Origin of the sequence: Gallaecimonas aegicerasi (assembly GCF_045291545.1) — a bacterium.
Classification (GTDB): Bacteria; Pseudomonadota; Gammaproteobacteria; order Enterobacterales; family Gallaecimonadaceae; genus Gallaecimonas.
On record NZ_CP149514.1, the window covers coordinates 1,543,869 to 1,568,678 of the forward strand.

The 24,810-nt window shown below is 56.4% G+C and carries 16 protein-coding genes; 8 read left to right on the plus strand and 8 right to left on the minus strand.

Going from position 1 to position 24,810, the window contains the following annotated elements; genetic code table 11:
* Nucleotides 1–17: 17 nt before the first annotated feature.
* Nucleotides 18–1,214 (plus strand): diguanylate cyclase, encoded by a 1,197-nt coding sequence (locus tag WDB70_RS07645; RefSeq protein ID WP_406663049.1) that lies wholly within the window; start codon nucleotides 18–20, stop codon nucleotides 1,212–1,214.
* Between the two features lie 43 nt (nucleotides 1,215–1,257).
* Here WDB70_RS07645 and sucD read toward each other — a convergent pair whose 3' ends face one another.
* The 8 genes from sucD to sdhC form a co-directional block, all read right to left on the minus strand.
* The gene (sucD, locus tag WDB70_RS07650) at nucleotides 1,258–2,130 is read right to left on the minus strand and encodes a succinate--CoA ligase subunit alpha (RefSeq protein ID WP_406663051.1); all 873 of its coding nucleotides are present in this window, start codon (nucleotides 2,128–2,130) and stop codon (nucleotides 1,258–1,260) included.
* On the minus strand, nucleotides 2,130–3,296 hold the full coding sequence (gene sucC / locus WDB70_RS07655) for an ADP-forming succinate--CoA ligase subunit beta (protein WP_406663053.1): 1,167 nt from the start codon (nucleotides 3,294–3,296) through the stop codon (nucleotides 2,130–2,132). The genes sucD and sucC overlap by 1 nt, the downstream gene beginning before the upstream one ends.
* 114 nt (nucleotides 3,297–3,410) lie before the next feature.
* Complete coding sequence (gene odhB / locus WDB70_RS07660) at nucleotides 3,411–4,619, minus strand: 2-oxoglutarate dehydrogenase complex dihydrolipoyllysine-residue succinyltransferase (protein WP_406663055.1); 1,209 nt, start codon at nucleotides 4,617–4,619, stop codon at nucleotides 3,411–3,413.
* Nucleotides 4,620–4,637: 18 nt separating this feature from the next.
* A complete protein-coding gene (locus WDB70_RS07665; RefSeq protein WP_406663057.1) occupies nucleotides 4,638–7,454 on the minus strand; it encodes a 2-oxoglutarate dehydrogenase E1 component in 2,817 nt (938 codons plus the stop codon).
* A 154-nt stretch (nucleotides 7,455–7,608) separates the two neighbouring features.
* Nucleotides 7,609–8,316, minus strand: a complete 708-nt coding sequence (locus tag WDB70_RS07670; protein WP_406663059.1) for a succinate dehydrogenase iron-sulfur subunit — start codon at nucleotides 8,314–8,316, stop codon at nucleotides 7,609–7,611.
* Nucleotides 8,317–8,326: 10 nt separating this feature from the next.
* Nucleotides 8,327–10,045: a succinate dehydrogenase flavoprotein subunit gene (sdhA, locus tag WDB70_RS07675; RefSeq protein ID WP_406668040.1), complete on the minus strand. Its 1,719-nt coding sequence runs from the start codon at nucleotides 10,043–10,045 to the stop codon at nucleotides 8,327–8,329.
* A gap of 57 nt (nucleotides 10,046–10,102) precedes the next feature.
* On the minus strand, nucleotides 10,103–10,450 hold the full coding sequence (gene sdhD, locus WDB70_RS07680; protein WP_406663061.1) for a succinate dehydrogenase, hydrophobic membrane anchor protein: 348 nt from the start codon (nucleotides 10,448–10,450) through the stop codon (nucleotides 10,103–10,105).
* Nucleotides 10,444–10,863 carry a succinate dehydrogenase cytochrome b556 subunit gene (gene sdhC / locus WDB70_RS07685; protein ID WP_406663063.1) on the minus strand — a complete coding sequence of 140 codons (420 nt, stop codon included), beginning with the start codon at nucleotides 10,861–10,863 and terminating at the stop codon, nucleotides 10,444–10,446. The genes sdhD and sdhC overlap by 7 nt, the downstream gene beginning before the upstream one ends.
* A 374-nt stretch (nucleotides 10,864–11,237) precedes the next feature.
* On the opposite strand from sdhC, the gene WDB70_RS07690 reads away from it, so the two are divergent.
* From WDB70_RS07690 to WDB70_RS07720, 7 genes are all read left to right on the plus strand, one after another.
* On the plus strand, nucleotides 11,238–12,518 hold the full coding sequence (locus WDB70_RS07690; RefSeq protein WP_406663065.1) for a citrate synthase: 1,281 nt from the start codon (nucleotides 11,238–11,240) through the stop codon (nucleotides 12,516–12,518).
* A gap of 183 nt (nucleotides 12,519–12,701) precedes the next feature.
* The gene (locus WDB70_RS07695) at nucleotides 12,702–14,234 is read left to right on the plus strand and encodes a S10 family peptidase (protein ID WP_406663067.1); all 1,533 of its coding nucleotides are present in this window, start codon (nucleotides 12,702–12,704) and stop codon (nucleotides 14,232–14,234) included.
* Between the two features lie 178 nt (nucleotides 14,235–14,412).
* Nucleotides 14,413–16,041, plus strand: a complete 1,629-nt coding sequence (locus WDB70_RS07700) for a phospholipase C (protein ID WP_406663069.1) — start codon at nucleotides 14,413–14,415, stop codon at nucleotides 16,039–16,041.
* A gap of 34 nt (nucleotides 16,042–16,075) precedes the next feature.
* Entirely contained in the window at nucleotides 16,076–17,455 is a 1,380-nt protein-coding gene (locus WDB70_RS07705) for a cytochrome-c peroxidase (protein WP_406663071.1), read from the plus strand.
* Nucleotides 17,456–17,615: 160 nt separating this feature from the next.
* A complete protein-coding gene (locus tag WDB70_RS07710) occupies nucleotides 17,616–18,650 on the plus strand; it encodes an efflux RND transporter periplasmic adaptor subunit (protein ID WP_406663073.1) in 1,035 nt (344 codons plus the stop codon).
* Nucleotides 18,647–21,760: an efflux RND transporter permease subunit gene (locus WDB70_RS07715; RefSeq protein WP_406663075.1), complete on the plus strand. Its 3,114-nt coding sequence runs from the start codon at nucleotides 18,647–18,649 to the stop codon at nucleotides 21,758–21,760. Before WDB70_RS07710 ends, WDB70_RS07715 begins: the two co-directional genes overlap by 4 nt.
* The gene (locus WDB70_RS07720; protein ID WP_406663077.1) at nucleotides 21,750–24,794 is read left to right on the plus strand and encodes an efflux RND transporter permease subunit; all 3,045 of its coding nucleotides are present in this window, start codon (nucleotides 21,750–21,752) and stop codon (nucleotides 24,792–24,794) included. Before WDB70_RS07715 ends, WDB70_RS07720 begins: the two co-directional genes overlap by 11 nt.
* Nucleotides 24,795–24,810: the final 16 nt, after the last annotated feature.

Genomic DNA, 24,810 nt, shown 5'->3' on the forward strand with positions numbered 1-24,810 from the left:
ATAAGAGGAGCGGCCGCTTGCAAGCCCCTTCAGCACACAACCTGTCTTCGCATTCTTTGTTACGTCCTATCAGCCTGCGTTTTCGTGATCACAGCCTGGAAGAACCCTTTCAGGATGCCTATATCACCAGCAATCTCGGTCATTTACGGTTAGTGGTGTTACTGGGACTGTTTTACTACTGCCTGTTTAGCCTGGTGGATATTCTGGTGATGCCGGACAAACTGATACAGGTTTGGACCTGGCGGTTTGGCGTGATGCTGCCCGCGGCCTTGCTGGTGCTGTTGTTGTCTTATCAGGCGTTGTTCCAGTATTACTGGCGCCAAGCCATTGCCTGTTTGTTTTTACTGTCTGGCATCGGCCTGATTTACATGACCACACTGCTGCCGGAAAGCGATGCTTATCTCTACTATGCCGGCATTATGCTGGTCTATTTATTTGGTTATGGCTTTGCCCGTCTGGATTTTATCACCGCCTCCACCGTCGGGTTATTAATTGGCCTGGCATTTGAGTGGGTCGAACTACTGGTAAACCAGCCCAGCAGTAAGGCTTTACTGGCCAATCACTTTTTTATCATCGGTGCCAATATGGTCGGTATGGCCGTGTGCTACCACCAGGAACGCAGCGCCCGGCTGGCCTTTTTCCTGCAAAAACAACTGGCCATGCAAAATGCGCAGTTACTAACACAAAACGCCAAACTGACCCGGCTGTCAGCCATTGACGGCCTGACCGGAGTCGCCAACCGCCGCCAATTTGATCAGGTGCTGTATGACAACTGGCGCCAGGCCAGGGAGCAACAACAGCCGCTGGCGCTGATCCTGGGGGACATCGATCACTTCAAACAGTACAACGACCTCTACGGCCACCTGGCCGGCGACCAGTGCCTGATTGATATTGCCAGCCACCTGGAAAAAAACGTTTCAGAGCAGGCGCTGGTCGCCCGTTATGGTGGCGAAGAGTTTGCCGTGATCCTGCCCATGACTGACACCCTGCAGGCTGTAGACCAGGCCGAGCGGTTGCGCCAGCAAATTGAGCAGCTACGTATTCCTCATCGTCAGGGCCTGGCTGAACAAGTGACCATGAGCTTGGGGGTGTGTTCGCTGATCCCCCGGCAACAAGATAACCTGCGTGACTTCATCCAGTGTGTCGACAGCGCGCTGTACGACGCCAAACTCAGTGGCCGTAACAAGGTCAAAGTAGGCGATTTGATGCAATAAAAAAGCCGCCCGAAGGCGGCTTTTTGCAACTGCTGAAGATGGCTTACCAGCCAGTTACTTCGCGCAGTGCTTTGCCGATATCGGCCAGAGAGCGCACGGTTTTAACGCCGGCGTCTTCCAGGGCAGCAAATTTCTCGTCCGCAGTACCCGCACCACCAGAGATGATGGCACCAGCATGGCCCATACGTTTACCCGGAGGTGCAGTAACACCGGCGATGTAAGAGACAACTGGCTTGCTGACGTTGGCTTTGATGTAGGCAGCCGCTTCTTCTTCAGCAGTACCACCAATCTCACCGATCATGACGATAGCCTGGGTTTCCGGATCCTTCTCGAACATTTCCAGAATGTCGATGAAGTTGGAACCCGGGATCGGGTCGCCGCCGATACCCACACAGGAAGACTGGCCGAAACCTTCGTCAGTGGTCTGCTTGACCGCTTCGTAGGTCAGGGTGCCAGAGCGGGAAACGATGCCCACTTTACCCTTCTTGTGGATGTGGCCCGGCATGATACCGATTTTGCACTCGTCCGGCGTGATCACGCCCGGGCAGTTCGGGCCGATCATGCGTACGCCGGTTTCCTGCAGCTTGACTTTAACGTCCAGCATGTCGAGGGTCGGAATGCCTTCGGTGATGGTAACGATCAGCTCGATACCCGCGTCGATGGCTTCCAAAATGGCGTCTTTACAGAACGGTGCCGGAACGTAGATCACGGTGGCGGTAGCGCCAGTGGCTTCAACGGCTTCACGGACGGTGTTGAATACCGGCAGACCCAGGTGGGTAGTACCGCCTTTACCCGGCGACACACCACCAACCATTTGCGTACCGTAAGCAATGGCTTGTTCGGAGTGGAAAGTACCTTGACCGCCGGTGAAACCCTGGCAGATCACTTTGGTGTCTTTGTTAATCAGGACGCTCATTATTTACCCTCCGCAGCTTTAACAACCTGCTGGGCAGCGTCAGTCAGGCTGGTGGCGGCAATGATGTTCAGACCGCTTTCGGCCAGTTTCTTGGCACCAAGTTCAGCGTTGTTACCTTCGAGGCGAACCACGACCGGTACTTTTACGCCCACTTCTTCAACAGCGCCGATGATACCTTCTGCGATCATGTCGCAACGGACGATGCCGCCGAAGATGTTCACCAGTACCGCTTTCACGGCGTCGTCAGAGAGGATGATTTTGAACGCTTCAGAAACGCGCTCTTTGGTAGCACCGCCACCTACATCCAGGAAGTTAGCCGGTTGGCCACCGTGCAGCTTGACGATGTCCATGGTACCCATGGCCAGGCCAGCGCCGTTAACCATACAACCGATGTTGCCTTCCAGCGCAACGTAGTTCAGTTCCCACTGGGCCGCACGGGCTTCACGAGCGTCTTCTTGAGACGGATCGTGCATGTCGCGCAGTTTCGGCTGACGGTACATGGCGTTGGAGTCGATGTTGATTTTGCAATCCAGGCAGTGCAGGTTGCCTTCATCGGTAATAACCAGCGGGTTGATTTCCAGCAGTGCCAGGTCCAGATCAGTGAACAGTTTGCCCAGACCCATGAAGATCTTGGTGAACTGTTTGATTTGGTCGCCTTTCAGGCCCAGTTTGAATGCCAGCTCACGGCCTTGGTAAGGCTGCGGGCCGACCAGCGGGTCCAGGGGCATTTTGAAGATTTTTTCCGGTGTTTCGTGAGCAACCTGCTCGATTTCCACACCACCTTCGGTGGACGCCATGAACACGACGCGACGGGTAGCGCGGTCAACCACGGCACCCAGGTACAGTTCTTTATCGATGTCGGTGCAGGACTCAACCAGGATCTTGTTGACCGGTTGGCCGTGCTCGTCAGTCTGGTAAGTGACCAGGTTTTTACCCAGCCAGCTTTCCGCAAACTCACGCACTTTGTCTTTGGAGTCTACGACTTTCACACCGCCCGCTTTACCGCGACCACCGGCGTGTACCTGACATTTAACGACCCACTGGTTGCCACCGATGGAGGAAGCAGCTTCTACAGCGGCTTGCGGATTATCCACCGCGAAACCTTCGGATACGGGCAGTCCGTATTCGGCAAGCAGTTGTTTTGCCTGATACTCGTGCAAGTTCATGATGCTAGTCTCTTTGCATGTTTGTGGCAGCGTGGGGCTACCATCCCAAAAAAGGGCCTCGGCCCTTCATCCAGATAGCGGGGAGCCGGCAGGCTCCCCGTTTGCCTGAAAAGCTTAGATGTCCAACAGCAGACGTGTCGGATCTTCGAGCAGTTCCTTGATGGTGACCAGGAAGCCCACTGACTCACGGCCATCGACAATACGGTGGTCATAAGACAGTGCCAGGTACATCATCGGCAGAATTTCTACCTGACCATTAACGGCCATGGGGCGATCCTTGATGGCATGCATGCCCAGGATAGCGCTCTGTGGCGGGTTGATGATCGGCGTCGACATCAGTGAACCAAACACACCACCGTTGGTGATGGTGAAGTTACCGCCAGTCATGTCGTCCATGGACAGTTTGCCGTCACGGGCCTTGATGGCCAGTTCACGGATCCCTTTCTCGATGTCGGCCACGCTCATCTGGTCGGCATCGCGCAGCACCGGTGTGACCAACCCTTTCGGAGTAGACACGGCAATGCTGACGTCGAAATAGTTGTGATAAACGATGTCGTCGCCATCGATGGAAGCATTAACGTCCGGGAAACGCTTCAGGGCTTCAACTACCGCCTTCACGTAGAAACCCATGAAGCCCAGCTTGATGTCGTGCTTCTTCTCAAAGATATCCTTGTATTGCTTACGGATATCCATGATCGGCTTCATGTTGACTTCGTTGAAGGTGGTCAGCATGGCGGTGCTGTTTTTGGCATCCAGCAGACGCTTGGCGATGGTTTTGCGCAGACGCGTCATCGGCACGCGTTTTTCGCTGCGCTCAGCCATAGCCGGTGCAGCAGCAGCGGCAGGCGCGGCGGCTTTGTTGCCACCTTGCTTGATGTAGTTGTCGACATCTTCTTTGGTGATGCGACCGCCTTTGCCGGTTCCTTTGATACCGTCAGCGCTCAGGCCTTTTTCAGCCAGCGCCCGGCGCACAGAGGGGCTCAGCGCGTCATTGCTGTCATCGCTGGTGGCTTCTGCGGCTTTCGGGGCTTCGGCCTGCTCTTCTTTGGCGTCCGCTTTGTCAGCGCTCTTGGCCGCCGGAGCTGCGCCCACTTTGAGCTTGGCAATCACTTGCTCGGCAGTCACGGTAGCGCCTTCTTCGAAGATAATTTCTTCCAGTACGCCATCTTCCGGTGCCGGGACTTCCAGCACCACTTTGTCGGTTTCGATATCAACCAGGTTCTCATCACGAGACACGGCATCGCCCGGCTGTTTGTGCCAGGTGGCGATGGTGGCATCTGCCACGGACTCGGGCAGCACGGGTACCTTGATTTCGATGCTCATTGAGTTGTTCCTTTTGCCTTAATCTTTCACGTCGAGGTTGAGGGCATCAGCCACCAGTGCCCGTTGCTGCTGGGTATGAACCGAGGCATAACCTACCGCCGGCGAGGCGGAGGCATTACGGCCGGCATAGCCCAGGCTGGCATTCTGGGGCAGCAGTTCGCGAATATCGTGTTGAATGAAGTACCAGGCGCCCTGGTTTTTCGGTTCTTCCTGGCACCAGATGAAGTCGGTAACCTGCTTGTACTTGTCAAGCAATGCCTTAACTTCCTGGGCCGGGAAGGGATAGAGCTGCTCAACACGGATCAGAGCAACGTCATCCAGTTCGTTTTTGCGGCGGGCATCCAGCAGGTCGTAATAGACTTTACCGGCACAGAACACCACGCGTTTGACCTTCTTGGCGTCCAGCGCATCGACTTCGTCAATGACATTCTGGAAGTTTTCGGCAGCCAGTTCATCGAGACTGCTGATGGCCATCGGGTGACGCAGCAGAGACTTCGGTGACATCACAATTAGTGGCCGGCGAACCGGGCGTACCACCTGGCGACGCAGCATATGGAAAACCTGCGCCGGGTTGGACGGTACACACACCTGCATATTGTTATCGGCACACAGCTGCAAGAAACGCTCGAGGCGCGCACTGGAGTGCTCAGGCCCCTGCCCTTCATAGCCATGTGGCAGCAGCATGGTCAGACCACACAGCCGGCCCCATTTTTGCTCACCGGAGCTGAGGAACTGGTCGATAACCACCTGAGCACCGTTCACAAAGTCGCCGAACTGCGCTTCCCAGATGAACAGACCTTCCGGTTCCGCCGAGCTGTAGCCATATTCAAAGGCCAGTACCGCTTCTTCCGACAGCACCGAGTCATAAATATCGAGGGTGCCCTGATCCGCTTTCAGATTTTTCAGCGGCAGGTATTCACTGCCATCGGTCTGATTATGCAGTACTGCGTGGCGGTGGAAGAAAGTGCCACGGCCCACATCCTGACCGGTGATGCGCACGTCATAACCGGATTCAAGCAAAGTGGCATAGGCCAGGGTTTCACCCATACCCCAATCCAGCGCTTTGTCACCCTTGGCCATGGCCAGGCGATCGTTGTAGATCTTGGCTACTTGGCGCTGCAGTTTGACGTCATCCGGGATGGTCGCCAATTTCACACCCAGCTCAGTCAGTTGCTCTTTGGCAACACCGGAGCGGTATTGGGCGTCAAACTCCTGCTTCAGATAAGGAGACCAGTCAGAACTGTTTTCTGTCATTGGCCGCCATTCTTCTACCACACACTCGCCTTTATCGAGCAGGTCGCGGTAGCCATCAGCAAGGTTTTTGGCTTCATCGGCACTGACGCTGCCTTCACTGGCCAGACGGTCAGCGTAGATAGCCCGCGGCGTCGGGTGTTTTTTGATTTTCTGGTACATCAGCGGCTGGGTCGCATTCGGCTCATCCGCTTCGTTGTGACCATGGCGACGATAGCAAACCAGGTCAATGACCACGTCGCGCTTGAAGGTGTTGCGATAATCCAGCGCCAGCTGTGAGACAAATACCACCGCTTCCGGATCATCCCCGTTAACGTGGAAGATCGGCGCCTGCACCATCTTGGCGATATCGGTGCAGTACTGGGTAGAACGGGCGTCTTCACGCTTGGAGGTGGTAAAGCCCACCTGGTTGTTAATGACGATACGAATGGTACCGCCAACACCGTAAGCGCGGGTTTGTGACATGTTAAAGGTTTCGGCAACCACACCCTGACCGGCGATGGCCGCGTCACCGTGAATGGTGATCGGCAGCACTTTCGAGCCATCTGCATCGCCGCGACGGTCCATACGGGCCCGTACTGAACCCATCACCACCGGGTTAACAATTTCCAGATGTGACGGGTTGAAGGCCAAGGCCAGGTGGACATTACCGCCCGGGGTAGCGAAATCAGAGCTAAAGCCCATGTGGTATTTCACATCGCCGCTGCCCAGGTCTTCCCGGTGTTTACCGGCAAACTCGTCAAACAGGTCCTGCGGCTTTTTACCCAGCACGTTGACCAGCATATTCAGACGGCCACGGTGGGCCATACCGATGACGGATTCCTTGACGCCCTGCTCACCGGCCCGACGGATGATCTCTTTGACCATCGGGATCAGCGCGTCGCCCCCTTCCAGCGAGAAACGCTTGGCACCGGGGAACTTGGCACCGAGATATTTTTCCAGGCCTTCAGCGGCAGTCAGGCTACCGAGGATGCGCAGTTTGTCGTCTTTGGAATAGCTGCCCTGGCCGGCGACGGCTTCAAGGCGAGACTGGATCCAGCGCTTTTTCTCGGTATTGACGATATGCATGTACTCGGCACCGATAGAGCCACAGTACGTTTTTTTCAGCAACGCAGTAAGCTCGCCCAGCGCCATGGTGTCGTCTTTGACGGCCAGCGAACCAACGTTAAAACGCTTGTTGTTGTCACTGCTATCGAGGGAGTGGAAAGACGGGTCCAGTTCCGCTACTCGTTCCTGTTGCCACAGGCCCAGCGGGTCAAGGTTGGCGTGCTGGTGACCGCGGAAGCGGTAGGCGTTGATCAGTTGCAGGACTTTGACCTGCTTGGCGTCACCGCCACCGTCAGCACCGGCTACAACCCGGCGGGGTTGTGCGGCGAGCGTACGGAATTGTTCGCGGATCTGACTGAAATGAGCTTCAGGGGCGCCATCAGTGGCAGCGGGAAGCTTATCGAATTCGGCTTTCCACTCTTCGGGTACGGAGCCCGGATCGTCCAGGTAGCTCTCGTAGAGCTCCTCGATGTAGCTGACATTGCCCCCGGCAAAGGGGCTGGAGTCAAGCCACGCCTGCATTGTGCCTTCGTGCATAGTGATCCCTTAAACCTCGCGTAATCGCAGTTGGGATTGGCTTGTTTTGACGGCTGCCGGGCAGCCGTGACCTTAAAAAAATAGCCACCCCTCGACAGAGGTGTGGCTATTCAGCTAGCTCACTGGCGTTATTCTACCTTGAGAACGCCGGAGACTAAACAGCCCGCTTGAGCAGCATAGACTTAATGTGGCCAATTGCCTTGGTCGGGTTAAGACCTTTAGGGCAAACATTCACACAGTTCATGATGCCGTGGCAGCGGAAAACACTGAATGGGTCTTCCAGTTCAGCCAGACGCTCATCGGTAGCCGTGTCGCGGCTGTCAGCCAGCCAGCGATAGGCAGCCAACAGGCCTGCCGGGCCGATAAACTTGTCCGGGTTCCACCAGAACGACGGGCAAGATGTGGAACAACAAGCGCAGAGAATACACTCGTAGAGACCATCCAGCTTGGCACGCTCTTCCGGCGACTGCAGGAATTCACGCTCCGGCGGCTTGCGGGTGTCGTTCAGCAAGAAGGGTTTCACCTTCTCCCACTGGGTGTAGAACTGGCCCATGTCAACGACCAGGTCGCGCACAACCGGCAAGCCCGGCAGTGGCCGGATAACCACTTTTTTACCCAGTGACGACAACGGGGTAATACAGGCCAGGCCGTTTTTACCGTTCATGTTGATACCGTCAGAGCCACAAACGCCCTCACGGCAGGAGCGCCGGAAAGACAGCGTCGGATCCTGCTCTTTGAGCTTGATCAGCGCGTCCAGCACCATCATGTCGCCACCTTCGGAGGCATCGAGCTGGTATTCCTGCATACGCGGCTTGGCATCGACGTCCGGGTTGTAGCGGTAAATAGAAAAAGTAACGTTCATCCCGTACTCCTTAGTAAGTCCGCGCCTTGGGAATGAAGTGCTTGAGCTCTTCTTCATTCAGCAAGTTCGGTGTGCGGTTCACTTCACGCTTACCAATAGACTCTTCGGTCGGATCATAAATGCTGTGGCACAGCCACTCGTCATCGTTACGGTCCGGGAAGTCAAAGCGGGTGTGAGCACCACGGGATTCGGTACGGAAGTTGGCGGCAACCGCAGTAGCGAAGGCAGTCTCTACCAGGTTGTCCAGCTCCAGGCATTCAATGCGCTGGGTGTTGAACTCCTTGGAATTGTCATCCAGGCGAGCATTTTTAATGCGCTCGCGGATTTTTTTCAGCTCTTCCAAGCCCTCGGCCATGGCGTCGCCTTCACGGAACACTGAGAAGTTACGCTGCATACACTCTTGCAGTTCTTTTTTCAGTGCAGCCGGGTCTTCGCCTGTTTTGTTGTTTTCCCAACGGTGCAGGCGCTCCAGGGCTTTTTCGATGTCGGCATCGTCAACACGCGGCGCGTCCAGCTCATCCAGGGCTTTACCCAGATGCATACCGGCAGCACGGCCAAAGACCACCAGATCCAGCAGTGAGTTACCACCCAGACGGTTGGCACCGTGTACTGATACGGAGGCAATTTCACCTACCGCAAACAGGCCAACGACTTTTTCATCTTTACCGTTGACGCGCTTCAGGGCTTCGCCGTGTACCGTAGTAGGAATGCCGCCCATCATGTAGTGACAGGTCGGAATAACCGGGATCGGTTCTTTGACCGGATCAACGTGTGCAAAGGTGCGAGACAGTTCGAGAATACCCGGCAGGCGGCTTTCCAGCACTTCTTTACCCAGGTGGTCAAGCTTGAGCTTACAGTGCGGGCCCCAGGGACCATCACAACCGCGACCTTCCCGGATCTCGATCATCATTGAACGAGCCACAACGTCACGGGAAGCCAGATCTTTGGCGTTCGGTGCGTAACGCTCCATGAAGCGCTCGCCATCTTTATTGAGCAGGTAGCCACCTTCACCGCGGCAACCTTCAGTGACCAGAACCCCAGCACCGGCGATACCGGTGGGGTGGAACTGCCACATTTCCATGTCTTGCAGGGCAACGCCGGCACGAGCTGCCATACCAACGCCGTCACCGGTATTGATGTGCGCATTGGTGGTGGACTGGTAAATACGACCGGCACCGCCGGTAGCCAGCACCACGGCTTTGGATTTGAAGTAAACCACATCACCGGTTTCGATATCGATGGCAGTACAGCCAACCACATGCCCGTCGCTGTTTTTCACCAGATCCAGCGCATACCACTCAGAAAACACCGTAGTGTTGTTCTTGACGTTCTGTTGATACAGGGTGTGCAGCAAAGCGTGGCCGGTACGGTCAGCTGCCGCCGCAGTACGCGCGCCCTGCTCACCACCGTAGTTTTTGGACTGGCCACCAAAAGGACGCTGATAGATCTTGCCATTTTCCAGACGGGAGAACGGCAGGCCCATGTGTTCAAGCTCAAGAATGGCTTCTGGACCGGTGTTACACATATATTCGATAGCGTCCTGGTCACCGATGTAATCGGAGCCCTTGACGGTATCGTACATATGCCACTTCCAGTTATCTTCGTGGCTGTTACCCAGCGCTACGGTGATACCACCCTGGGCGGATACCGTGTGCGAACGGGTCGGGAACACTTTTGACAACAGCGCACAGCTCTTGCCTTCTCTGGAAATTTGCAGGGCCGCACGCATACCGGCACCGCCGGCGCCTACCACCACTGCATCAAATTCGTATGTTGGAATAGTCACTTACACACCCCACAGGATCACAAAACCGCTGATGACATAAGCCAGCAATGCAATGTTGAAAACAAATTGCAGCGCGGCGCGCAGGCCAGCAGATTTGATGTAGTCAGTCAGTACCTGCCAGATACCAATCCAGGCGTGTACCAGAACACTGATCAGGGTGATCAGGGTGAACACCTTGACACCCAGGTGGCCGAAAAAGCCGGTCCAGGCGCGGTAACTCAGGTCAGGGGTAACAATCAGAAAACCCAGCAAAAACACGACATAAAGTGTCATGACGATGGCGCTAGCGCGGATCAGTACAAAGTCATGTACGCCGCTGCGGCCAAAAGTACCAGCATTAGTTACCATAGCCACACTCCAGCCAGAACAGAAAGAATCACGGTAATTACCAGGGTTGCATAAGCAGAAGCATTGCCGCTAGGCAGCTCTTCCCAGTAACCCATGTCCATGACGAGATGACGAAGACCGCCTACCAGATGGTATGCCAGCGCAGTCAAAATGCCCCAGATAATGAACTTGGCAACAAAGCCAGTCATCATCGCTTTAACCATGTCAAAGCCCGCTTCAGACGACAGTGACTCTGCCAGCATCCAAATAAGGAAACCTACGGCAAAGAACATAATGACGCCGGATACACGGTGAAGGATTGACGCAATGGCGGTGATAGGAAAGCGGATGGTCTGCAATTCTAGATTGACAGGTCTTTGCTTTTTCACGATGTCTGCCCACTCGGCTCCAAGAGCCTGTTGTTGTTGTATCACCAGCTAAACCGGATGGTGGTGCCCTTGGGCTTCGCTGGACGTATTCCGTTGACAGAACACGGAAACTGGGTGACTTGTAGGAAGTCAGACAGCATCGGCAAAGCCGGCAAGGCCAACCCGCTGGGCAGTATACTGACCCCCAAAATCGATTTCAATGACTTGAACTCGGTCACACTTTCCATGGCCACATGCATAAATATCCAGTACACCGCGCTGAACAGGCAAAAAACCGGGCCATGCGCTACTCTATTCACGCCAAGTTCAACACAACTGTAACTTTGGTCAAATTGACAAATCGGACCATTTACGAGTAAAAAGAGCGGCTGTCGCGAGAGCCTTCTCGAAAAACCATCGACCAAAGGAGACATGTTGTTATGGCGGAAAAGATTGCCAAACTTTTAGTGGAAGGCAAGGAAGCTATTGAATTTCCTATCCTTTCTGGCACCGCCGGCCAGGACGTAGTAGACGTCCGGACTTTGGGCAAACACGGTTTGTTTACGTTTGACCCGGGTTTTCTGGCCACAGCGTCCTGCGAGTCTGCCATCACATTTATTGATGGTGCCAAAGGCGTGTTGCTGCACCGCGGCTACCCCATCGATCAGCTGGCTGAAAAAGCCGAGTATCTGGAAGTCTGTTACATCCTGCTGTATGGCGAAGCGCCCAGCAAGGAAGAATTTGACAGCTTCCGTGCCACGGTAAAAACCCACACCATGCTCAATGAGCAACTGCGCAATTTCTTCAAGGGCTTCCGCCCTGATGCACACCCAATGGCAGTAATGTGTGGTGTTGTTGGCGCGCTGTCGGCCTTTTATCACGACTCTCTGGAAGTCAGTAACCCGCGTCACCGGGAAATTGCTGCTTTCCGTCTGCTGTCCAAGATGCCGACTATCGCTGCCATGTGCTACAAGCACAGCATGGGTCAGCCCTATATCTATCCGCGCAATGATCTGTCCTACGCGGAAAACTTCCTGCACATGATGTTTGCCACTCCCTGCGAAGACTACAAAGTCAACCCGGTGCTGGCCGATGCCATGGATAAAATCTTCATTCTGCACGCTGACCACGAACAGAATGCCTCCACCTCTACCGTGCGACTGGCTGGCTCCTCTGGCGCCAACCCCTTTGCCTGTATCGCAGCTGGTATCGCCTCCCTGTGGGGCCCGGCACACGGTGGCGCCAACGAAGCCTGCCTGCGCATGCTCGAAGAAATTGGCTCAGTGGAACGCATTCCGGAATTTGTCGAGCGCGCCAAGGACAAGAATGATCCGTTCCGCCTGATGGGCTTCGGTCACCGCGTCTACAAAAACTTTGACCCCCGCGCCAAAGTGATGCGTGAAACCTGCCACCAGGTTCTCAAGGAACTGAATATTGCAGATCCGCTGCTGGACGTCGCCATGGAACTGGAGCGTATCGCCCTGTCAGATGAATACTTCATCGAGAAGAAACTCTACCCCAACGTGGATTTCTACTCCGGTATCATCCTCAAGGCGATCGGTATTCCGACCTCCATGTTCACCGTGATCTTTGCCATGTCACGGACCATTGGCTGGATTGCTCACTGGAACGAAATGCATTCTGACCCGACCGCTAAAATCGGCCGCCCCCGTCAGTTGTATGTCGGTCATACCCTGCGCGATTTCAGCTCCAAGAAATAAGCACAGCAAAGTCTTTATGCAAAAAGAGCGGCTAACACCGCTCTTTTTTTTCGACGAAACGCAACTAATGCGTTGTAAATAGTTACAATATCGTCTTTCATCCGTTGCCGGATAAGCGCATCCTGAATGAGACGTCAGCCATAAACGCTGACTGTTCTATTGGCTAATCAAGAGAACCTCATTATGCAGTTTGCCAAACACCTATTACTTGCCTGCCTGGTCGCCACTCCGGCGCTGGCGGCAGACAAAGCCCCTGCCAAAGCAGCAGATGCCGCGCCCAAAGAAAAAGCGGTCAACACTGACCACCGCATGCGTCTGCATGGCCATACCATCGACTATCAGGCTACTGCCGGTAACCTGGTCATTCGCAATAAAAAAGGTAAGCCCGATGCGTCGGTGTTTTACGTGGCTTATACGGTCAAAAGTAAAACGCCGCGGCCTGTCACCTTCCTCTATAACGGTGGCCCAGGCTCATCCAGTATTTGGCTGCACATGGGCTCTATTGGCCCGGTACGGGTACTGACTGCCAACGGCAAGCCGACTATGCCGCCTCCGTACACCGTATCCAGCAACCCAGACAGTATTCTCGACAAAACCGACCTGGTGTTTGTTGATGCCATTGGTACCGGTTTTTCCAAGGGGCTGGTGCAAAAGGGAGAAGACGGCAAACCAAAATCGGCTAACCCGAACAAGCGTTTCTGGGGTGTAGACGAAGACGTCAGCGCCTTTGCCCGCTTCATTGAGCGTTACATTACCGTCAACAACCGCTGGAATGACCCGAAATTCCTGATGGGCGAATCCTATGGCACCACCCGTTCAGCCGCATTGGTTAACCGCCTGCAAGAAGACGGCATGAGCATGAACGGTGTCGTACTGGTATCGAGCATTCTCAACTACGGGGCGCTGATGCCGGGTCTGGATCGTGGCTATATCAATGACCTGCCGACCTACGCAGCCATTGCCTGGTATCACAATAAACTGCCGAATCGGCCGGAAAAACTGGCACCGTTTTTGGAAAAAGTACGCGCCTTTGCCCGTGATGACTACGCCCATGCTCTGTCACTGGGTCAGAAGCTGGGTGACAGCGAGCGTAAACAGGTTGCTGAAACCATGCACCAGTACACCGGCCTGCCAGTGCAGTACCTGCTGGATGCCAACCTGCGGGTGGGGCAAGGCCAGTTCCGTAAAGAGTTACTGCGTGATCAGCACCTGACCGTAGGCCGTTATGATGGTCGCTTTGAAGGCGTCGACATGAACGCCATCGGTGAAACGCCGGACACCGATCCGTCCGACACCGCCGTTTCCGGCGCCTTTGTTGCCGCATTCAACCACTATCTGACTAACGACCTGAAATACAGTCACAAACTGCCTTATAAGCTGTTTGCTGACGAAGCCATTCAGGTCTGGGACTGGAAGCACAGCTCTCCGGGTAGCTACTGGCCTATCCCGATGCCATATGTAGTGCAGGATCTGGGCAATGCCATGCGCACCAACCCTTACCTGCAAGTGTTCTCGGCCAATGGTTATTTCGACCTGGCCACACCGTTTTTCGGCACCGAGTTCGATCTGGCACACATGCAGTTGCCAGCGAAACTGCAGAAAAACCTGCACTTCGGCTACTACCCTTCCGGGCACATGATTTATCTCAACCCGAAAGCACTGACCTCCCTGTCTCAGGATTTGGAACAGTTCTACAGCAACACCACCAAGCGCTGATTAACCCGGCGGTGATAACAAGGGGCTTCGGCCCCTTTTTTATTTTCCGGTGTGCGCCCACAGCAAAAATCTGCAACACTTGCGCCTCTTTGGCAGCAGCGACATCAGATTGTCAAATTCATGGTGAACACTGGCAGCCATAGCTCATTGTCTTACCTGGCTCTTTAAGGACGGCTTCATGCAGTATCAAAAAGCCCTTGCTTTTGCCCTTTCTTCCCTGACCCTGGCCAGCAGCGCCAGCCTGGCAGCCAAGGCTCCGGCCCAGCTAGCTACTGCTACCCCGATCAAACATCTGGTGGTGATTTACAGTGAGAATGTGTCATTTGACCATTACTTTGCCACCTACCCGAAAGCCACCAATCCCAAAGGGGAGCCGGTTTTTATTGCTGCCAAAAACACGCCGGCGGTCAATAACCTGGCCAGTGCCGGCTTACTGGCCAATAACCCCAACAGTACCAACCCGGCCAATGGCAAACAGGCAGCTGATCCTTTCCGCCTGGACCGCTCGCAAGCCGCCACCGCGGATCAAAACCACGCCTACACCGCCGAACAGCTGGCTTATAACGGTGGTAAGGCGGATTTGTTTCCCAAATATACCGGCCGGGCCAGCGCCGGCGCCATTGGCGCCTTCGGTACCCGTGGCCAGGTTATGGGTTACTACGACGGCAATACGGTGACGGCCCTGTGGCACTACGCCCAGCGCTTTGCCATGAGCGATAACGCTTTTACCGACACCTATGGACCCTCGACGCCGGGGGCCCTGGAAGCCGTGTCCGGGCAGACCAACGGCCTGCAATTGGTGAAGTCCTCAGAGCACTCTTACTACATCAAAGACGGTCAAGGTGGTTATACCATGATCAATGATGTTGACCCGGCCACCGACGTCTGTTCATCCAAAACCGACCAGGGCTGGATGACGGGCAAAAACATTGGCGATCTGCTCAACAGCCAGCAGATCAGCTGGGGAAGCTTCATGGGCGGTTTTGACCTCAGCGCCCATAATGCCAACGGCACTCAGGGTTGCCAGCGCAGCACCTACTCGGCGGTAGTACACCGTACAGTTACCGACTACATTCCGCACCACGCCTGGTTCCAGTATTACCGTTCAACGGCTAACCCTGGCCATGTTCGCCCAGCCTCTGTGGCCGCGATTGGCCACAGCTACCTGGCTGACGGCAAAACACCCGAGCCGGCCAATCACGAATACGATCTCAAGGATTTCTTTGCCGCCCTTAAAGCCGGTAACTTCCCGGCCGTGTCCTATATCAAGGCACCGGCCTATCAGGATGGCCACGCTGGTTACTCTGATCCTCTGGACGAACAGGCCTTTATCACCAAAGTGGTCAATGCCGTGCAACAGCAGCCCGGCTGGCAAAATACCGCCATTATCGTGGCCTGGGATGACTCTGACGGTTGGTACGACCATGCTTTTGCCAAGACACTGCACGCCTCCTATGACGCTGCGGATCGCCTCAATGGTCAAGGCACCTGTGGCCACGGCAGCGCCCCGGCAGGCGTGCAAGGCAAACCGGTCAATGGCCGCTGCGGCCCTGGGACCCGCGTACCCTTTTTGCTGATCTCACCTTATGCCAAGGTGAACTATGTCAGCCATCAGCCGATCACGCAGTCCTCTATTGTGCGCTTTATTGAAGACAACTGGCTCAACGGCCAGCGCCTCGGTGGTGGCTCCTTTGATGCCAGCGCCGGTAGTATCACCAACATGTTCGATTTTAAGCACCCTCACCCGCAGCCGTTGTATCTGGACAGCCAATCTGGCGAACCGCTGCACGGCCCGCACCACTCCTGAGCAGCCAGGGCCGCACTGGCGGCCCTGATTCACCATGCAAAGGATCAAAAAAGTCGCCCTGACAGGGTTTATGACTGTGCTACTGGCAATGGCGGCAGCGCTCACATTGAGCCCACTGCCACTGCCGCGTTGGTGGCAAAGCCCAGTTGATGCTGCCTTGCTCAGCCTCGGCTACAACCCTCACCCGGTGACGTTGCAACTACCCCCGCAAAAGCCGCTATCAGCCATGGCTGAACTGGGTAAGGCCTTGTTTTACGACCAGGCCCTGTCTGGCTCCGGGCGACTATCCTGCGCCAGTTGCCATAGCCCCAGCCATGACTACGGCCCCATCGGCACAGCCGCTGTTGCCACCGGTGGCCCGGCACTGCAGCAGCAGGGGTTTCGCGCTGTACCGTCACTAAAATACCTGTATCGCCAAGCGCTTTTTTCTATTGGCCCGGAAACGGCTGGCGATAAGGATCAGCTTCCCCCGGTTGCCATACAGGCCCAGCAGGCGACAGCGCACCCGCATCAGCGCAAACGGGCAGATAATACCGCCCAGTCGGCCAGTGCCCTGGTGCCCATGGGGGGCTTATTCTGGGATGGCCGGGCCGATACCTTGCAGCAGCAGGCCAGCATACCGCTGTTTAACCCGGTGGAAATGGCCGCCCCTTCTTATGCAGCCGTTAACGCGGTTTTGCAAAAACACTACCAGCAAGCCTTCAGTAGCCTATTTGGTGCCAGTATATTCAGGCACCCCAGAGAGGCTGTCGCCGAGGCAATGTTTGCCATTGCCCGCTATCAGATTGAAGACTCCAGCTTTCATCCGTTCAGCAGCCGCTACGATGCCTGGCTTGAAGGTAAAGCCCGGCTGACAGCGGCCCAAATACGGGGTTATCTGGCTTTTAATAACCCCAAGCAAGGCAACTGTGCCGCCTGTCACCTGGATAAACCCAGCAAAGACGGCTTACCGCCGCTGTTTACGGATCAGCAGTACGAAGCGCTGGGCGTACCCCGTAACCAAGCTATTGCCGCCAATCATGACCCCCACTGGCACGACTTGGGCCTTTGCGGTCCTTTTCGCCATGACATGCGCCAGCTAACGCAATACTGCGGCATGTTTATCACCCCCAGCCTGCGTAACAGCGCCCGCCGGCCAGTGTATTTTCATAATGGCGTGTTCACGGCTTTGTCGCAGGTACTGGACTGGTACGTTAATCGTAACCGTCAGCCAGGCCGCTTCTACCAGCACAATGCCGACGGCTCGGTGCGGCTGTACGATGATCTGCCTCGCCAATTCATTGCCAACGTCGATGTGACCGACGCGCCCTTTAACCGCCACCCAGGCGAACCACCGGCCCTGAGCAAGGCACAGCAACGCGACATTCTGGCTTTTTTAGGCGCGCTCAGTGACGGCTACCAGCCCCACCATTGAACGATATTTAACCTATCATTAGCACTTTCACCACCTAGTGGTGAAATTTGCCAACCCCAGCTGAATGGAAAAACATAACCTTTTGAAAATAAAGAAATAAAAATAGTGGCACAGTGCTGGCTTAATAAGGCCTGTAAAGGATGTGAACAGGAACCACGTCATGAAAAGAACCCTTATCGCCCTGACCCTTGCCAGCCTATTGAGCGCCTGCTCTTCCGGTGATGCCAAGCCTCAGGACAAAGAAGCCAAGAAAATTGTCGCTATTCCGGTCAATGTCGCCAGTGTCAAAGTGGCCCCCATGGCGGCCCGCTTTGAAAGCCATGGCGTACTCAGTGCCGAGCATGAAGCCAAAGTGGTGGCACGTGTCTCCGGGCTGGTGGAAGCGCTGGATATGGAAGAAGGTGACGAAGTACAAGCCGGCCAGATCCTGGCTCGCATTGAGCCAGATCGCTACCAGCTGGAACGTGACCGTATTGCTGCCCAAACCCAGTCTGTGGCGCAAGAACTGCAACGGACCGAAAACCTGTTCAGCAAAAAGCTGGTCAGTGCTGATACCGTCGACAAGCTCAAGCTGCAACTGGCAGGTCTCAAAGCACAACTGGGCATGGCCCAGCTGGACGTGAAATACGCCACTGTCCGGGCGCCGATCAGCGGCACTATATCGCGCCGTTACATCAAAGCCGGTAACCTGGTAAACCCCGACCAGCCACTGTTTGATATTGTTCAGCACCGCGATTTGCGCCTGGATGTGGCAGTACCGGAGCAATACCTGGGCGCCTTGCGTAAAGCCGACAGCGCCAGCTGCCATTTCACTGCCCTGCCCGGCAAAACATTCCAGGCACAGATCACCCGTCTGAGCCCGGTCGTTGACCCCAGCACCGGCACGGCCCGCCTGACCCTGCACCTGGCCAACAACGACGGTCAACTGATGCCGGGGATGTTTGCCAAAGTCACCGTCAGCTATAACCGCAACCCCAATGCCCATCTGGTGCCACGCCAGGCATTGATAAGCCAGGGCCAGCAACATCAGGTCTTTGTGGTGAAAGACGGCATGGCCAAGCTGAAAAATGTCACCCTCGGTAACGGTGACCGTGACTGGGTAGAAGTCAAAGGCCTGGCTGCCGGTGAAAAAGTAGTTACGCTGGGTCAGCATCACCTCAAAAATGACGCCAAGGTAGAGGTGATCCCCGGATGAACAGCCTGGTTTCGTTTTCGGTACGCCGGCCGGTCACCGTAGCCATGATGACCCTGGCGGTACTGCTTTTTGGCATGGTGGCATTGGGTAAACTGGCGGTCACCCTGTTGCCGGACCTGAGCTACCCGACGCTCACTATCCGTACAGACTATGACGGTGCGGCGCCACTGGAAGTCGAAACCCTGATCTCAAAACCCGTTGAAGAGGCGGTGGGTGTGGTCAAGGGATTGAAAAGCCTCAAGTCTTATTCACGCCCAGGCCGTTCTGATGTGGTGCTGCAGTTTGCCTGGGGCACCGACATGGACTGGGCCAGCCTAGAGGTCAGAGAAAAACTCGACCTGGTGCAGTTGCCACTGGATGTGTCAGCACCGCTGATCCTGCGCTTTAACCCCAATCTCGACCCGGTCATGCGCCTGGCATTATCCGCCCCGGCCGGCAACCTCAAAGCACTGCGCAGTTTTGCCGACGATGATCTCAAGCAACGTCTGGAAGGCATTGACGGTGTTGCCAGTGTCCGCACCGGCGGCGGCCTGGAGCAGGAAGTGCAGATCCTCGTCGATGACGAAAAAGCCGCCCAACTGGGGCTGACGTTAACCGATATCGCTACCCGTTTGCGGCAGGAAAACATCAACCTCGCCGGCGGCCGTATTGATGACAGCGGCCGTGAACTGCTGGTGCGAACGCTGAACCAGTACCGTAACCTGGACAGCATCGGTGATACCTGGGTCGCCGATGGCGTCCGCCTTAAAGATATTGCCACTGTTCGTGACGGCCACAAGGAACGGCAGGCCATCAGCCGTATCGGTGGTCAGGAAATGGTCGAGCTGGCGCTGTATAAGGAAGGGGATGCCAACACCGTTTCTATGGCCCGCGCCGTACGCAGCGCCCTGCCACGGCTGGATAAAGTGTTGCCCCCCGGAGCTAAGCTGACGGTACTTTATGACCAGTCGCGCTTTATTCAACACGCCATCAGCGAAGTGAAGGATTCAGCCTGGATTGGCGGCCTGTTGGCGATGCTGGTGCTGTACCTGTTCTTGCGTGATTTTCGTGCCACGGTGATCATCTCCTTGGCCATTCCGGTGTCGGTCATCGCGACTTTCAACCTGATGCTGTTCGAGAAAGTCAGCCTCAATATCATGTCGCTGGGTGGGCTGGCGCTGGCCGTCGGGATGCTGGTGGATAACGCCATTGTGGTGCTGGAAAACATCGCTCGCTACAAAGCCAAAGGCTTGCCGGTGATGGAGGCCGCCAGCCGTGGCGGCGCTGAAGTGGCGGGGGCTATCACCGCCTCTACCCTGACCTCACTGGCGGTATTTGTGCCACTGGTTTTTGTGCAAGGCATTGCCGGCCAGTTGTTTCGTGATCAAGCCCTGACGGTCACCTTTGCCCTGTCCGTATCCCTGCTGGTGGCACTGAGCGTTATTCCAATGCTGGCCGCCCGCGGCCGTGCAGCGGACCATGAACCGCAAGCGCCGTTACGCAAGCGGGCCTTGCCGCTGTTGTGGCTGCTGACCGCCTTGTTCTGGCTGTGGCGTCAGGCCGGCAGGCTACTGGGCGTCGTGCTGTGGCCCTTGCGTAGTCTGTTCAACGCCCTCTATCAGGGTCTGGCTGGCAGTTATCAGCGCTTACTGCCCAAAGCCCTGCAACACCCCTGGAAAACCCTTGGGATCTTGCTGATCGTGGTTGCCAGCACAGGCTTTCTTGCCACTCGCTTGCCGATGATGTTGCTCCCCAACCTGGCCCAGGGGCAGTTCTATCTGGATGTGACCCTGCCACCGGGCAGTCGCCTGGAAGACACCGACGCCGCGCTGGCCAAGCTCAGCCAGGCCATAAAAGGCGACCAGCGGGTCAGCCGGGCATACAGCCAATCCGGCAGTGCCTTGCTGGCAAGCCAGGGAGATGCCGATAATCGCCCCAACAAAGGTCGCCTCAACGTGGTGCTGGCCGATGCCGGTGATGAAGCGGCCGTGGTTGCCGAATTGCGTCAGGCACTGGCTCGCACCCCCGGCGTTGAAGGGCAATTCAATCGCCCGGCGCTTTTTACTTTCGATCAGGATCTGACGGTTGAGATCAGTGGCCATAATCTGGCCAGCCTGACCCGGGCCTCGCAGCAAGTGGCTGCCAGCCTTGCCGCTGATCCCCGTTTTACTGATGTCCGGTCGCACATTTCCAGCGGCCAGCCAGAGCTGACCATTGTCTTTGACCATGCTCGCCTGGCCAGCCTGGGGCTGACAGCACCAGAGGTCAGCAAGATTGTCGCCAGTAAAATTCGCGGCACCCTTGCCTCACGTTACCAGTTGGATGACCGCAAAATTGACATGCTGGTACGCCTCAATGACCAGCACCGCGATGAAGTGGCTGACCTGCGTAACCTGCTGATCACCGACTCCTTGCCGTTATCGGCGGTGGCCACCATTAAGCAGCAAATGGGGCCCTCTGAAATCACCCGCCTTGATCAATCGCGGGTAGCACTGGTTGATGCCGCCATCGCCCAGGGCGATCTGAAAAGCGCCGAAAGCGCAGCGCGGACATTACTGAAGAGCCTGCCGCTACCGCCGGATGTGCGCGTAGACCTGTCAGGCCAAAGTGGTGAGCGTCAAGCGGCCTTTTCCAGCCTGGAAGTGGCACTGGCGGTGGCTGTTTTCCTGGTTTATCTGGTGATGGCCTCGCAGTTCGAGTCTTTCTTGCAACCCTTGCTGATCCTGGTCACTGTGCCGCTGGCCGGTGCGGGTGCCGCCCTGGGTTTATGGCTCACCAACACACCATTGTCGGTAGTGGTGTTTATTGGTTTGATCATGCTGGCCGGTATTGTGGTGAATAACGCCATTGTGCTGATAGACCGGGTGAATCAGCTGCGCGAGGATGGCAGCCCGCTTGGAGAAGCCATTATCGAGTCGGCGCAAAGCCGGTTGCGACCCATTGTCATGACCACGCTGACCACGGTGCTGGGGTTATTACCCATGGCGCTGGGCATCGGTGAAGGCGCAGAAGTACGGGCACCGATGGCCATTGCGGTGATGTCAGGATTGGTATTTGCCACCGGCCTGACGCTGCTGGTATTGCCGGTGCTGCTGAAGCTGACCGGCCGGGAGGTTGCTGATGGCCAATAATCTGGCTGCCCGGCTGGCCCATGGTTCACTGAAACGTCCGGTGACGGTGCTGATGTTGTCACTGTCGATGCTGGTCATGGGTATGCTGGCGTCACGCTGGCTGCCCTTGGAAATGTGGCCCGGTATCGAGATCCCGGAGATCACCGTGCAGGTGCCCTACGCCAATGCCACACCGCAAGAGGTGGAAGATAACATCACCCGTCCCATCGAAGAGGCCCTGGCAACCCTGTCCGGGGTCAAGGAAATGCGTTCCTGGTCCAACAGTGATGGGGCCAATATTCGCATGCAGTTTGACTGGGGCGCTAACGTCAACGCCAAGAGCATTGAAACCCGCGAGAAAATTGACAGCATCCGCCACCTGCTGCCCAAAGATGTACAGCGAGTGTTCGTCTTTCAGTTCTCCACCAACGACTCTCCGGTGCTGACCTTACGCTTGTCTGGCAGTGCCGATTACGCCACCGCCTACGACACCCTGGACCGGGAGCTGAAGCGGCCGCTGGAACGCTTGCCCGGCGTGTCCCGCGTCACCCTTTATGGCGTCGACAAACCGGAGCTCAGTATCAACCTTAATGCCGAGCGGTTGCTGGCCGTTGGCCTGACCCCGGAACAGGTAACACAGCGCCTGCAAGCGGCAAATTTCCAGCTTGCAGCCGGTAATATTTACAGCCCTAACCAGCGCTATCTGGTGCACCCTGATGGCACCTGGGTTGACCCGAAACAGGCCGGTGAGCTGTACCTGACGCCGTCGGTGCAACTCAAGGACGTGGCCACGATCAAGGTTGGGGCGCCGGAACGTCGAGACGGCCGTCACTTTGACCAAACCTATGCGGTTGGCCTGGATGTTTTCAAAGCCTCCGGCGCCAATCTGGTGAATGTCGCCAACCGGGTACTCAAAGTGGTCAACGATGCCAAGACCAACCCGGCACTTTCCGGCATCAACCTCTACATCATGGATAACCAGGCACAGTCGGTGCAGCAGTCCCTCTCTGGGCTGCTGCAATCGGGGATGATCGGTGCGGCGCTTTCGGCGCTGGTGCTGTTTGCCTTCCTGCGCCGCTTTGCCATGACGGCGGTGGTGGTACTGTCAGTGCCCTTTGCCATCTGCCTGACCCTGGCGATGATGTATTTTATGGGGATCAGCCTGAACATTTTGTCGATGATGGGCCTGATGCTGGCAGTGGGGATGCTGGTGGATAACGCCGTTGTGGTGGTGGAATCCATTGCCACCGAGCGTGCCCGTGGGCGCAGTGGCGATGAGGCCGTTACCGAAGGGGTTAGCCGGGTGGCGCTGGCCATGGCGGCCGGCACCCTGACCACCGCCATCGTCTTTTTGCCGAACTTTTTCGGCGCCAAAATTGATGTCACGGTTTTTCTGAAGCATGTCTCCATTGCGATCTGTATCTCTCTGGCTGCGTCGTTGCTACTCGCCATTACCCTGATCCCCCTGCTGACCCGGCGCTTTTCCGGCCGCGCTCCGGCCGCCCCGGCCGAACCGAAGCGCTATCGCCGGGCGCTTAGCTGGATACTGGCCCGCCCCAAACGAGCCTGGCTGGGCTTTATCATTCTGGCCGCCAGTACGGCCCTGCCAATGGCGCACCTACCGTCAGATGACAATTTCGATGGTGACAGCGAACGGATGTTCATCTACATGCCGATGCCCGGCGAGTTCCCGGTAGCCATGGTAGAAGCCGAAGTCGACAAAATGGAGAAGTACCTTTATGCCAACAAAGAGCAGCTGGGCATCAATGGTGTCTATTCCTACTACTCCACCCACGACGCCACGCTCACCCTGTTGCTGAAAAAGCCGGCGGTATTGCCGCGTGATGAATTGCGTAAAACCCTGCGGGCCAACTGGCCGAAAACCGCGTTGGGGCGGCCGCAAATTGGCTGGTCCAACGGCAATGGCGGTGGTGTATCAATCACCCTGCAAGGCCCCTCAAGTGAGCGTTTGCGGGCATTGGCCAGCAGCCTGGTACCACAGTTAAGCACCATCAAGGGGCTGACCGATGTGCGTGCCGATCAGGATGCCCTGGCCCGGGAAATTCAGGTCCACCCTGACCCGCAACGCGCCCGTGAACTGGGCCTGACGGCTACCGCCATTGCTGATCAGGTCAGCCTGTCGCTGCGCGGCCAGCCCGCCCGGACCTTGCGTAACGATGACGGCGAAACCCTGGTGCAGTTGTATGTCAATCACGGTGCGCATCGCGATCTGCAGCAATTACGGCGTTTGCCGGTTGGCGAACACCATGGTCAGCTGGTACGCCTTGATCAGGTTGCCGATATTGTCGAAGCGCCTCAGGTGGGTGCCATTCAGCGCTTTGACCGCCAGACAACGCTCAATATCGGTGCCAACCTCGAGGGCCTGACGCTGTCTCAGGCCCGGCAAAAAATCACGGCGTTGATGCAGCAGGTTACCCTGCCCCCTGGCTATCGCTGGAGCCTTGACGGTCGTTTTCGCAAGCAAAGCGAAGGCATGCAGGCCATGGCCGTGAACATGATGCTGGCTCTGGCACTGATTTACCTGGTGATGGCGGCACTGTTTGAATCAGTGCTGATGCCGGTGGCAATCATTACCGCCATTGGTTTTTCCATGACCGGTGCCTTCTGGGCATTCTGGTTGACCGGCACAGCAATGGACATCATGGGCATGATTGGCCTGCTGATCTTGATGGGGATTGTCGTCAATAACGGTATCGTGCTGGTTGATCGCATCAACCAGTTACGCGATGAAGGCCCTCTGGCAGCGGTGATCATTCGGGCCAGTAGTGAACGCTTGCGGCCGATTTTGATGACCGTCGCCACCACAGTGCTGGGGCTGTTACCGCTGGCGCTGGGCAGTACCCGGGTTGGCGGCGGTGGCCCCAGCTATGCCCCCATGGCCATTGCCATCATCGGTGGCTTGCTGTTATCGACGCTGGTGAGCCTGTTTCTGGTGCCACTGTGTTACCAGAGCTTGACCGGCCTGAAACGGCGCTGGCGCGCCGTCAAAGGCGTTGCTCGCCAGCGCGCCGGCCTTGACGTTGCCGGCAGCTAAAGGCAGCCTGAGGCCT